This window comes from Methylibium sp. (genome assembly GCF_013817345.1).
GTDB lineage: Bacteria > Pseudomonadota > Gammaproteobacteria > Burkholderiales > Burkholderiaceae_C > Methylibium.
This window is the reverse complement of record NZ_JACDCW010000115.1, coordinates 1-10,865: the sequence shown is the minus strand read 5'-3', so window position 1 is coordinate 10,865 and position 10,865 is coordinate 1. Positions and strand designations below refer to the sequence as shown.

Here is a 10,865-nt window from a genome sequence, read left to right as displayed (position 1 = left end):
GCGCCGAGCACGATGGGCAGCAGCATCTGCCAACCCAGCCAGGCGCCCAGGGCGGCCAGCAGTTTGAAGTCGCCGGCGCCCATCCCCTCTTTGCCCGTGGTCAGCTTGAACAGCCAATACACCGACCAGAGTGCAAGGTACCCCCCCACAGCCCCACCCAGCGCTGTGGGGAGCGGCACAGTCCATCCGGCTGCTGCGGCGAGCAGGCCAGCCCACAGCAGCGGCTGCGTCAGGCTGTCGGGCAGCAGCGTCGTATCCCAGTCGATGCCCGACAGCGCGATCAGCGCCGCCACGAAGCCACACCATGCCAGCACCACCGGCTGCGCGCCGAAGCGCCAGATCAGCAGTGCGAACAGAACACCGGTGCTCAGCTCGATCAACGGGTAGCGCACCGCAATCGGCGTCTTGCAGGCGGAGCACCGGCCGCGCAGGATCAGCCAGCTGACAAGCGGAACGTTCTCGAACCAGCGAATCCGGTGGCCACACTGCGGGCAGCGCGAGGCCGGTCGCGAGAGCGTGAGCGCCGGCGTTTCGGGTACGTCCACGCCCAGCAGTTCAGCGCTTTCCAGCTTCCAGGCCCGCTCCATCATCTGCGGCAGACGGTGGATCACGACGTTGAGGAAACTGCCGATGCAAAGGCCCAGAAGCCCGAGCGCCCAGGGCGAAAGAAGCCCGCCTAGCCAGTCATTGGACATCGACAAGCCGACGAAACGGCCTCAGACCACCTGGCCCAGCTTGAAGATCGGCAAGTACATCGACACCACGATGCCGCCGATGATCGTGCCGAGCACCACGATGATGATCGGCTCCAGCAGGCTGGACAGGCCCTTGACGGCCTCGTCGACCTCCTGCTCGTAGAACTCGGCCGCTTTGCCGAGCATCTGGTCAAGGGCGCCCGACTCTTCGCCGATGGCAGACATCTGCAGCACCATCACCGGAAAAATGCCGGTGGTCTGCATCGACGTGGTCAAGGCCGTGCCGGTGGAAACATCCTTCTGGATCTTTTCCGTCGCCTCGGCAAACACGGCGTTGCCCGATGCGCCACCCACCGAGTCGAGCGCCTCGACCAACGGAACGCCGGCGGCAAACATCGTCGCCAGCGTGCGCGTCCAGCGGGCGACCGCCGATTTGTAGACGAGGTCGCCGAACACCGGCATCTTGAGCAGCACACGGTCCATGAATTTCTGCATCTTCTCCGAGCGCTTCCACGACTCCAGGAAGAAGTAGGTGCCGCCGCCGATCACTCCGAAGATCAGCCACCAGTAGCCCACGAACACTTCCGATATCGCCATCACGAGCAGCGTAGGCGCCGGCAACTCGGCCCCGAAGGAGCTGAAGACTTCCTTGAAGGCGGGGATCACGAAGATCATGATCACTGCGACGACGATGAAGGCGACCACCAGCACCGCCACCGGGTACATCAGCGCGCCTTTGATCTTGCGCTTGATCTCGAGTGTTTTCTCCTGGTACACGGCCAGGCGCTCGAGCAGCGTCTCGAGGATGCCCGCCGCCTCGCCGGCTTCCACCAGGTTGCAGTAGAGCGCGTCGAAATGCAGCGGGTGCTTGCGAAACGCCGAGGACAGGCTGGTGCCGGTCTCGATGTCGGAGCGAATGTCGGTGAGCAGCTTGGTCACGCGCGGATTGGTGCTGCCGCGCGCGACGATGTCGAAGGACTGCAGCAGCGGCACGCCGGCGCGCATCATCGTCGCGATCTGGCGCGTGAAGATCGCGATGTCCTTCTGCTTGATCGACCGGCCGCCGCTCATGCGGCGCTTCTTGACCTTGTTGACCAGAATTCCCTGGCGCCGCAGCGTCGCACCGACGGCCGCCTCGCCGCCCGCACGCATCTCGCCGCGCACCAGCTTGCCGTTCTTGTCCTTGCCTTCCCACTCGAAGACGAGTTCCTTGATGCCGTTTGCCGACACGGTTGCTGTGGCCATGGTCTGTAGAGTTCCTCGCGAAGCGCTTATTCGTTGGTGACCGAGATCACTTCTTCCAGGGTCGTCATGCCGGCGCGCACCTTGATGAGACCCGACTGCCGAAGATCACGCACGCCTTCACGGTGCGCCTGCTGTGCGATGTCCATCGCATTGCCTTCGGTCAGGATGATTCGCTGGATATCCTCGGTGATCGGCATCACTTGGTACAGACCGACGCGGCCCCGGTACCCGTTGCTGCAGCTCGAACAACCGACCGCTCGATAAAGCTTCCAGGTACCTTCGAAATCGGCTGGGGTGAACCCCGCCTTCACCAAAGCTTCCTTAGGGTAATCGGCGGGCGCCTTGCAGTTCTCGCAAAGCCGCCGCGCCAGACGTTGAGCCGTGATCAGGATCACGCTGGAGGCGATGTTGAAGGGCTGCACGCCCATGTTCATCAAGCGCGTGAGCGTCTTCGGCGCATCGTTGGTGTGCAGCGTGCTCATCACCATGTGCCCGGTCTGCGCAGCCTTGATCGCGATGTCGGCGGTTTCCAGGTCGCGAATCTCACCGACCATGATGATGTCCGGGTCCTGTCGCAGGAATGCCTTCAACGCGACGGCGAAGTTCATTCCCGCCTTGTCGTTGACATTGACCTGGTTGATGCCCGGGAGGTTGATTTCGGCCGGGTCCTCGACCGTTGCGATGTTCACGCCGGGCTGGTTGAGGATGTTCAGGCAGGTATAGAGCGACACCGTCTTGCCCGAGCCGGTCGGGCCGGTCACCAGCACCATGCCGTAGGGCCGCTTGATGGCCAGCATCAGGCGGTCTTTTTCGATCTTCTCGTAGCCCAGCGCCTCGATGCCGAGCTTCGCGCTCGATGGATCGAGGATGCGGATGACAATTTTTTCGCCGAACAGCGTCGGCAGCGAACTGACCCGGAAGTCGATTGCCTTGTTGCCGAACTTGAGCTTCATGCGGCCGTCCTGCGGCACGCGTTTCTCGGCGATGTCGAGGCGGGAAATCACCTTGATGCGCGAGGCGAGCTTGTCCTTGATGGCGATGGGTGGCTGCGTGATCTCGCGCAGTTCGCCGTCGACACGAAAGCGCACGCGATAGATCGACTCGTAAGGCTCGAAATGCAAGTCGGAAGCGCGCGCATTGATCGCGTCGATCAGCATCTTCTGCAGGAAGCGCACGACCGGAGCGTCTTCGACATCGGTCGAAACATCCTGTGTCTCGGTGCTGCCGGTTTCCTCTTCGGTGACGTCGAACTCGAAATCGCCGGCCACCAGCGACTCGAGCGACTCGCCGGCGCTGATCGTGGCGGCCTCGACCAGACGCAGCAGCTTGTCGTGTTCGACGATCACCCATTCCGGCGTGAGCTGCGTCGCGAACTTGATCCGTTCGACGGCTTCCTGATCGGTTGGGTCGGCACCGGCAATGAACAGGCGATTGCCGCGCTTGCCGAGCACGATCACCTGGTATTGAGCGGCCAGCTTGGCGTCGATCACATTGCGAGGCAAGCGCTGCGGATCGATGGCCGCCAAATCGAGTAGCGGCATGGCCAGAGCGGTAGAAAGCGTGTGCGCCAAGTCGGCCGGGTTGACGGCGCCGGCGCCGATCACCGCCGAGATGAAGCTGCGGCGCTGCTCTTTGGCGCCGCGGACCAAATCTTCGGCAGCCTTGACTGTGAGTTTGCCAGCGTGAACCAGGACGCGCGCCACGCCGGACAAGGAACTCTGCGGAGCGTCGGCGATTGTGTCCACGGGCGATCAGTTCGGCAGGCGTTGCAACCGGTTCATGATCGTCGATTCATCAGCCGGTGTAAACGCGCGAAGGCGCACCACTACTCGATCTCCCGCCGATGCCGTGCGTAAGACACACGCATGCCCCGAAAGACGATCGAGAAAAAGCTTGGTCGGGGTGAGAGGATTCGAACCTCCGGCCTCTACGTCCCGAACGTAGCGCTCTACCAGGCTAAGCTACACCCCGAATTGCTCGCCGCGCGAGGCGCGGATATCGAGCGGCGCTCACGCGGAACGCTCGATCGACTGAGCACATAAGTATAGCAGTGCCTCGTGGTGCGCCGAATCGGGCAGGACGGTCAAACACTGCCTGGCCCGTTCGATTTCTCCGCGTGCGACGGCCCGCGTCGCATCGAGTGCCCCGGTCTCGCGCACGATGGCGATCACCTCGGGCAAGCGTTCGATCTCTCCGTTGACGATGGCTGCCCGGACCAAGTCGCGCTGGGCCGGAGTGCCCCGCGCCATGGCGGCCAGGAGCGGCAAGGTCGGCTTGCCTTCGCGCAGATCGTCACCCACGTTCTTGCCCAGTGCTGTGGTGGCGCCCTCGTAGTCGAGCAGGTCGTCGATCAGTTGGAATGCGGTGCCCAGCGCGCGGCCGTAGTCGGCACAGGCCGCCTCGATTTCCGCTGGAGCGTCGGCCAGCAGGGCGCCCAAGCGCGCGCTGGCCTCGAACAGCTTGGCCGTCTTGAAGCGAATCACGCGCAAGTAGTCGTCCACCGCAAGGTCGGGGTCGTGCATGTTCATCAACTGCAGAACCTCGCCCTCGGCGATCACGTTGGTTGCATCGGCCAGCACCTCCAGCACCCGCATGCGGTTCACCGACACCATCATCTGAAAGGCACGCGAATACAGAAAGTCGCCGACCAACACGCTGGCGGCGTTGCCGAAACGCGCATTCGCGGTGTCGCGCCCCCGGCGCAGCTCCGATTCGTCGACCACATCGTCGTGCAACAGCGTCGCCGTATGAATGAACTCCACAGTGGCCGCCAGCTCGAATCTCTCCGGCCCGTGAAATCCGAGCGCCTGCGAGAACAGCAGGACCAAGGTCGGACGGATCCGCTTGCCTCCGGCGCTGACGATGTAGTGCGAAATCTGGTTGATCAGCGCCACCTGGGATGACAGCCGGCGCCGGATCAGCGCGTCGACTTCTGCCATCTCGGGGGCCATCAGGTCGGCAAAGGTGGAGGCCGACAAGGCGGCAGGCGAGACGGCGGACACGACAGAACCCGAAAGCCCGCGGGGAGCGCGAGCGAAGCGGCGATTATAGAAAGCGCGGCACTCCGACGCTGTGGCACGTCGAGCACGGCCGCTTCTTTGACCGCTTGACACAAGGGCATGTGTTAAAGTCACCGGCTTCGCAAAATTGCGCGGGGCCGGCTGCTTCGTTTGAGGGGCGGCTTGTGTTTCCAGTAAGAGAACTCGAGTGAGAGGCTGATATGTACGCGCTCATAAAAACCGGCGGCAAGCAATACAAGGTTGCTGCAGGCGAAAAGATCAAAATAGAACAGATTGCTGCGGACGTTGGCCAAGAGATCGTGATCGACCAGGTGCTTGCTGTGGGCAACGGCGCGGACCTGCAGGTTGGGACTCCCTTGGTTGCCGGCGCGAAGGTCGTGGCCACGGTGCTGGCGCACGGCCGTCATGACAAGGTTCGCATTTTCAAGATGCGCCGCCGCAAGCACTACCAAAAGCGGCAGGGTCACCGTCAGAACTTCACCGAGCTGGAAATCAGTTCAGTGAACGGCTGAACCTTGCAACCTAGAAGGAGCTGAAAAATGGCACAGAAAAAAGGCGGCGGTTCCACACGCAACGGCCGCGATTCGCAGCCGAAGATGCTCGGCGTCAAGGTGTTCGGCGGTCAGGTCATCACGGCCGGCGCGATCATCGTGCGTCAGCGTGGCACGCGTTTTCATCCCGGAGCCAATGTCGGCATCGGCAAGGACCACACGCTGTTTGCGTTGGTCGACGGCGAAGTCAGCTATGCCGTCAAGGGCGAGCGCAGCCGTAGCACGGTGGTCGTGACCCCGCGCTGAGTCTGCAGACCCCGCCTACGAAGCCCCGGCTCGCCGGGGCTTTTTCGTTGGCACGGCTCCGCTAACATCGTCCGAAATAGACTGCAGATGCGATGAAATTCGTCGACGAGGCTTATATCGACGTGATCGCCGGCAACGGCGGCAACGGCTGCGCGAGCTTTCGCCGCGAGAAGTTCATTCCCTTCGGCGGGCCCAATGGCGGCAACGGCGGGCGTGGCGGCAACGTGTATGCCCAAGCCGACCGCAATCTCAACACGCTCGTCGACTTCCGCTTCTCCCGGCGCCATGAAGCCCGCGGCGGCGAACACGGGCGCGGCTCCGACCAGTTCGGTGCAGCGGCCGACGACATCGTTCTGCGCATGCCCGTCGGGACGATCATCGCTGATGCTGAAACGGGCGCGCCCATCGCGGAGTTGCTGGAGCCCGACGAACGCATCCTGATTGCCAAGGGCGGCGACGGGGGCTTTGGCAATCTTCACTACAAGACCAGCACCAACCGCGCGCCGCGCCAGAAGACCCCCGGCTGGCCCGGTGAGCAGAAGAAGCTCAAGCTCGAACTGCGCGTGCTCGCCGACGTCGGCCTGCTTGGTATGCCCAATGCCGGCAAATCGACCCTGATCGCGGCAATCTCCAACGCACGGCCGAAGATTGCCGACTATCCGTTCACCACCTTGCATCCCAACCTCGGGGTGGTGCGCGTCGGGCCCGAGCAGAGCTTCGTTGTGGCCGACGTGCCGGGGCTGATAGAAGGTGCTGCTGAAGGCGCCGGGCTCGGTCACCGTTTCCTGCGGCACCTGCAGCGCACGCGCCTGCTGCTGCACATGGTCGACCTGGCGCCCTTCGATGATGCCGACCCGGTCCAGCAGGCCAAGGCAATCGCGGCCGAGCTGAAGAAATACGACCCGGCTCTGTTCGACAAGCCGCGCTGGCTGGTGCTCAACAAGCTGGACATGGTGCCAGCCGATGAACGCGCCGCGCGGGTGAAAGACTTTGTCAAGCGCTTCAAATGGAAAGGCCCCGTGTTCGAGATTTCGGCCTTGACGCGCGAAGGCTGCGAACACTTGGTGCAGGCGGTCTACCGCCATGTGGCGACCTACCAGACCCACCACGTCGATCCCGATGTGCGCTTTGCCGAGCTCGACGCGGATGACGTGTCCGGCAAGGATGCGGCCTTTGTTCCCCAGGCCGACGATCCCCGTTTTCGATGAGCGGCGGGGCGGAAAGGGCAAGGCATGTCTGACGTACTGCGTGCCGCGAAGCGGATCGTGGTGAAGGTCGGCTCCAGCCTGGTCACCAATGAAGGTCGAGGCCTCGACGAAGAGGCCATCGACACCTGGTGCCGGCAGATTGCCGCCCTGACCGAACAGGGCCGCGACGTGGTGATGGTGTCGAGCGGCGCCATCGCCGAAGGCATGAAACGCCTGGGCTGGCGCACACGTCCCAAGGAAGTTCATGAACTGCAGGCCGCCGCGGCCGTGGGGCAGATGGGTCTTGTGCAGATGTACGAGAGCAAGCTGCGCGAGCGCGGCATCGGCAGCGCCCAGGTCTTGTTGACGCACGCTGACCTGGCCGACCGCGAGCGCTATCTCAACGCGCGCTCGACACTGCTCACGCTGCTGCGCTTGAGAGTGATCCCGGTCATCAACGAGAACGACACCGTCGTCAACGACGAGATCAAGTTCGGCGACAACGACACGCTCGGCGCACTGGTGGCCAATCTCATCGAGGCCGATGCACTGGTGATCCTCACCGATCAGGCCGGGTTGTTCTCGGCCGATCCGCGCAAGGACGCGACAGCCCGCTTCGTCGACGAGGCGCGGGCCGGCGACCCGGCGCTCGAGAGCATGGCCGGCGGTGCCGGCTCGAGCCTGGGCCGTGGCGGCATGATCACCAAGGTGCTGGCCGCCAAGCGCGCTTCGCGCAGCGGGGCTTCCACCGTGATTGCGTGGGGCCGCGAGCCCGACGTCCTGCTAAGGCTGGCCACCGGTGAAGCGATCGGCACGCTGCTCACCGCCAGCACCGCCAAGATTGCCGCTCGCAAACAGTGGATGGCGGATCATCTGCAGTTGCGTGGCGCGGTCGTCATCGACGACGGTGCCCTCGCCAAGCTGCGCGACGACGGCAAGAGCTTGCTGCCCATCGGCCTGGTCGCAGTACATGGCGAATTCGCACGCGGCGACGTGATCGCGGTGCGCAGCGGAGCCGGCGTCGAGATCGCGCGTGGCCTGGCCAACTACGCAAGCAGCGAAGCCAGGCTGATCGCGCGCAAGCCTTCGAGCGAGTTCGAGCGGCTGCTGGGCTTTACCGGCGAAGCCGAAATGATTCACCGGGACAACCTAGTGCTGTCGTAAAGCGACGTCGGCGCTTGCTAACTAGCGTTTGACCGCAGCGGTTTGCCGACACTACTCTTTCAGATGAGACGGGCCCGCGCTCTGCCGACCCCCGGCCGACAGGCTTTTCCTGCTCCCCTTCACTGCGTGCCGCTGGGCTCGCTAGGCTGAGCCGCAGTGCCCGGGTCGTGTTCGGAGGCGGCCTCATCGCGTCGCTGCAAACGCATGCCCGAACGCAAGTAGCGGTTCTGGTGGTTGCTGCGGGGCAGGAAGCGCGCCAGTTCGGTGAGCGCCATTTGGTAGACGTCCCGCTTGAACTCGATCACCACCTCAAGCGGCACCCAGTACTCGTTCCATCGCCAGGCGTCGAACTCCGGGTGGTCGGTGGCGCGCAGGTTCATGTCGCTGTCGCGCCCGGTGAGCTGCAGCAGAAACCAGATCTGTTTTTGCCCGCGGTAGTGGCCGCGTGCCTCGCGGCGAATGAAGTGGTCGGGCACTTCGTAGCGCAGCCAGTCGCGCGTGCGTGCCACCACGCGCACCTGTTCCCGGTGCAAGCCCACTTCTTCATGGAGCTCGCGGAACATCGCCTGCTCGGGCGTTTCGCCGTATTTGATGCCGCCTTGAGGAAATTGCCACGAATGGGTTCGCAGCCTTTTGCCCCAGAAGACCTGGTTGCGCTGGTTGAGCAGGATGATGCCGACGTTCGGCCTGAAGCCTTCACGGTCGAGCATAATGAAACCTCGAATTCAGTCTTGAATTCATTATTGCACCGGGCCTTCTCGATGCAACCCGCGCCCGCCCCAGGGTGCGGATGGGGCCTTCGCACCCTGCGCGCTCGCGCACACCACCGTTCCTGGATGCCCCGGCGCCTGCCATGAAAGCCTCGCAGTTCTTCATCTCGACCCTCAAGGAAGCGCCGGCCGATGCCGAGATCGTGAGCCACAAGCTCATGATGCGCGCCGGCCTGATCAAGCGGCTGGGCGCGGGCATCTACAGCTACATGCCCATGGGCCTGCGAGTGATCCGCAAGGTCGAGGCGATCATCCGCGAAGAGATGAACCGCGCTGGCGGGATAGAGCTGCTGATGCCGCTCGTGCAGCCCGCCGAGCTCTGGCAGGAAACGGGGCGCTTCGAGGCGATGGGCCCGGAGTTGATGCGCGTGAAAGACCGGCACGAGCGCGACTTCATCATTCAGCCCACGAGCGAAGAGGTCATCACCGACATCGCCCGACAGGAGTTGCGCAGTTACCGGCAACTGCCGAAGAATTTTTATCACATCCAGACCAAGTTCCGCGACGAGCGACGGCCGCGCTTCGGCCTGATGCGCGGACGCGAGTTCACGATGAAGGACGCCTATTCCTTCGACCGCGACGTGGCAGCCGCCGGCCTCAGCTACGACGCGATGTACGCCGCCTACGAGCGCATCTTCAACCGCTTCGGCCTGGTTTACCGCGCGGTGGCCGCCGATACCGGCGCCATCGGCGGCGATCGCTCGCACGAGTTTCAGGTGATCGCCGATACGGGCGAGGACGCCATCGCGTACTGCCCGACCAGCGACTACGCGGCCAACGTGGAGTTGGCCGAATGCCTGCCGCTGATCGACGAGCGCGCCGCGCCGAAACAGGCCTTGGCGAAGACGCCTACCACCGGCAAGGCCACCTGCTCTTCTGTGGCGGAACTGCTTGACCTGCCTCTCTCTCAGACCGTCAAGTCGCTGGTGCTCGCCTCGGACGACAAGAGCGAAGGCGGCGACATCTCGCAGACCACCGTCTGGCTGCTGCTGGTGCGCGGCGATCATGATCTCAATGAGATCAAGGCGGGCAAGCTGCCGGGTCTGAAGGCCGGTTTCCGCTTCGCCACCGCCGCCGAGATCGACACGCACTTCGGCTGCAAGCCCGGCTACCTCGGGCCGGTGGAGATGAAAAAGCCGGTCAAGGTGATCGCCGAGCGCACCGTCGTCAACATGAGCGACTTTGTCTGTGGCGCCAACGAGGCCGATTTTCACTACACCGGCGTGAACTGGGGCCGTGACCTGCCCGAGCCCGACCTGGTGGCCGACATCCGTAGTGCCGTGGCCGGCGATCCTTCGCCTGACGGCAAGGGCGTGCTGGCCATCCAGCGCGGCATCGAGGTCGGCCACGTTTTCTACCTCGGCACCAAGTACAGCGCCGCCATGAACGCGACCTACCTCGACGAGAACGGCAAGCCGCAGCTAATGGAAATGGGCTGCTATGGCATCGGCGTCACGCGCATCCTGGGCGCCGCCATCGAGCAATGCAACGATGCGCGCGGCATCCGCTGGCCTGCGGCGCTTGCGCCCTTCGCGGTGGTGATCTGCCCGATCGGCTACGACCGCTCTGCGGAAGTGAAAGCCGCCGCCGATGCGCTGCATGGTGAACTGCTCGCGCTGGGCATCGACGTCATCCTCGACGACCGCGGTGAGCGCCCCGGCGCCATGTTCGCCGACTGGGAGTTGATCGGCATTGCGCAGCGGGTGGTGATTTCCGACCGCGGGCTCAAGGATGGGCAGGTCGAGTTGCAAGGCCGCGCCGAAGCCGAGGCTTCGAAGCTGCCGCTGGCCGATGTGACGGCCACCCTGCGCCAGCGCCTGGGCGCCTGAACGCAGGGCGGATGAACACCCTGCGCCGCCGCTCGCTGTTGGCCGGCCTGGCGCTGGCCGCCGGCCTGCCACCGCGCAGCGCCGAAGCCCGCGGGCAACTCGAGGAGCCGCTGGCCGACTCGGTTCGCACGGCGCTGTCGGCCGCGGTGGCGCAAGGC

General features: G+C 64.2%; 10 protein-coding genes, 1 tRNA gene and 1 pseudogene. 6 read left to right on the top strand and 6 right to left on the bottom strand.

The window, feature by feature from the left end; genetic code table 11:
- The 5 genes from H0W40_RS17090 to H0W40_RS17070 form a co-directional block, all read right to left on the bottom strand.
- Positions 1 to 695 (bottom strand): A24 family peptidase (locus tag H0W40_RS17090; protein ID WP_292448616.1); only part of this gene is annotated, 695 nt, incomplete at its 3' end.
- Between the two features lie 21 nt (positions 696 to 716).
- The gene (locus H0W40_RS17085; RefSeq protein ID WP_292448615.1) at positions 717 to 1,940 is read right to left on the bottom strand and encodes a type II secretion system F family protein; all 1,224 of its coding nucleotides are present in this window, start codon (positions 1,938 to 1,940) and stop codon (positions 717 to 719) included.
- Positions 1,941 to 1,966: 26 nt separating this feature from the next.
- Positions 1,967 to 3,685, bottom strand: a complete 1,719-nt coding sequence (gene pilB / locus H0W40_RS17080) for a type IV-A pilus assembly ATPase PilB (protein WP_292448612.1) — start codon at positions 3,683 to 3,685, stop codon at positions 1,967 to 1,969.
- Positions 3,686 to 3,834: 149 nt separating this feature from the next.
- A tRNA-Pro gene (locus H0W40_RS17075) sits at positions 3,835 to 3,911 on the bottom strand.
- A 38-nt stretch (positions 3,912 to 3,949) separates the two neighbouring features.
- Positions 3,950 to 4,891 (bottom strand): polyprenyl synthetase family protein, encoded by a 942-nt coding sequence (locus H0W40_RS17070; protein ID WP_292448618.1) that lies wholly within the window; start codon positions 4,889 to 4,891, stop codon positions 3,950 to 3,952.
- 269 nt (positions 4,892 to 5,160) lie between these two features.
- Here H0W40_RS17070 and rplU point away from each other — a divergent pair, with 269 nt between their 5' ends.
- From rplU to proB, 4 genes are all read left to right on the top strand, one after another.
- On the top strand, positions 5,161 to 5,472 hold the full coding sequence (rplU, locus tag H0W40_RS17065; protein ID WP_292448609.1) for a 50S ribosomal protein L21: 312 nt from the start codon (positions 5,161 to 5,163) through the stop codon (positions 5,470 to 5,472).
- 27 nt (positions 5,473 to 5,499) lie between these two features.
- Complete coding sequence (gene rpmA / locus H0W40_RS17060) at positions 5,500 to 5,757, top strand: 50S ribosomal protein L27 (protein WP_292448606.1); 258 nt, start codon at positions 5,500 to 5,502, stop codon at positions 5,755 to 5,757.
- Positions 5,758 to 5,849: 92 nt separating this feature from the next.
- A complete protein-coding gene (gene cgtA, locus H0W40_RS17055) occupies positions 5,850 to 6,965 on the top strand; it encodes an Obg family GTPase CgtA (RefSeq protein ID WP_292448604.1) in 1,116 nt (371 codons plus the stop codon).
- A 24-nt stretch (positions 6,966 to 6,989) separates the two neighbouring features.
- On the top strand, positions 6,990 to 8,108 hold the full coding sequence (proB, locus tag H0W40_RS17050) for a glutamate 5-kinase (RefSeq protein ID WP_292448601.1): 1,119 nt from the start codon (positions 6,990 to 6,992) through the stop codon (positions 8,106 to 8,108).
- Positions 8,109 to 8,227: 119 nt separating this feature from the next.
- Here proB and H0W40_RS17045 read toward each other — a convergent pair whose 3' ends face one another.
- Positions 8,228 to 8,818 (bottom strand): RNA pyrophosphohydrolase, encoded by a 591-nt coding sequence (locus H0W40_RS17045; protein WP_292448599.1) that lies wholly within the window; start codon positions 8,816 to 8,818, stop codon positions 8,228 to 8,230.
- Between the two features lie 143 nt (positions 8,819 to 8,961).
- On the opposite strand from H0W40_RS17045, the gene H0W40_RS17040 reads away from it, so the two are divergent.
- Both H0W40_RS17040 and H0W40_RS17035 read left to right on the top strand, forming a co-directional pair.
- A complete protein-coding gene (locus tag H0W40_RS17040; RefSeq protein WP_292448597.1) occupies positions 8,962 to 10,707 on the top strand; it encodes a proline--tRNA ligase in 1,746 nt (581 codons plus the stop codon).
- A gap of 11 nt (positions 10,708 to 10,718) precedes the next feature.
- A pseudogene (locus H0W40_RS17035) lies at positions 10,719 to 10,865 on the top strand (lytic transglycosylase domain-containing protein); the annotation flags it as partial.

Bases quoted from the DNA above. Each gene is read 5' to 3' on its own strand.
- H0W40_RS17085 (WP_292448615.1), bottom strand. From the start codon at position 1,940: ATGGCCACAGCAACCGTGTCGGCAAACGGCATCAAGGAACTCGTCTTC.
- H0W40_RS17070 (WP_292448618.1), bottom strand. From the start codon at position 4,891: ATGGCCCCCGAGATGGCAGAAGTCGACGCGCTGATCCGGCGCCGGCTG.
- rplU (WP_292448609.1), top strand. From the start codon at position 5,161: ATGTACGCGCTCATAAAAACCGGCGGCAAGCAATACAAGGTTGCTGCA.
- rpmA (WP_292448606.1), top strand. From the start codon at position 5,500: ATGGCACAGAAAAAAGGCGGCGGTTCCACACGCAACGGCCGCGATTCG.
- cgtA (WP_292448604.1), top strand. From the start codon at position 5,850: ATGAAATTCGTCGACGAGGCTTATATCGACGTGATCGCCGGCAACGGC.
- proB (WP_292448601.1), top strand. From the start codon at position 6,990: ATGTCTGACGTACTGCGTGCCGCGAAGCGGATCGTGGTGAAGGTCGGC.
- H0W40_RS17045 (WP_292448599.1), bottom strand. From the start codon at position 8,818: ATGCTCGACCGTGAAGGCTTCAGGCCGAACGTCGGCATCATCCTGCTC.
- H0W40_RS17040 (WP_292448597.1), top strand. From the start codon at position 8,962: ATGAAAGCCTCGCAGTTCTTCATCTCGACCCTCAAGGAAGCGCCGGCC.